Origin of the sequence: Ochrobactrum sp. SFR4 (genome assembly GCF_019730395.1) — a bacterium.
In the GTDB taxonomy this organism is placed as follows: Bacteria; Pseudomonadota; Alphaproteobacteria; order Rhizobiales; family Rhizobiaceae; genus Pseudochrobactrum.
In genome coordinates this window covers 1-279 of sequence record NZ_JAAPBB010000700.1, presented here as the reverse complement: position 1 = coordinate 279, position 279 = coordinate 1, and the positions used below count along the sequence as shown (strand labels likewise).

Annotated in this window: 1 protein-coding gene; it reads right to left on the bottom strand. The window is 53.8% G+C overall.

The annotated features are described in order from the left end of the window. A partial coding sequence (locus HBA93_RS20860) for a sensor histidine kinase N-terminal domain-containing protein (protein WP_221724548.1) occupies positions 1–279 on the bottom strand: 279 nt, incomplete at both ends.

Genomic DNA, 279 nt, shown 5'->3' with positions numbered 1-279 from the left:
AAATAGGTTCCGACTAATCCGAGGAAGACCATGATGCCGACAATGAGCATCGCGCCTTGTGTGACTTCGCTGGCAAGGGTTCGGCGCGCCTCAGTTGTCTGCGCTAAAATAACATAGACCCAGCCGCTATGCGCCTGATCTGAAAGCGCACGAGCGACCGTAATCACGCGGACTTCCGCACCGCGATATTCTGTTGTTTCCAGTTCGGGGCTATGACGTGCAGCAACAAGGTCATCGTTCAGATGAAGATCAGGATAACCGCTGATGGCTTTGCCATCG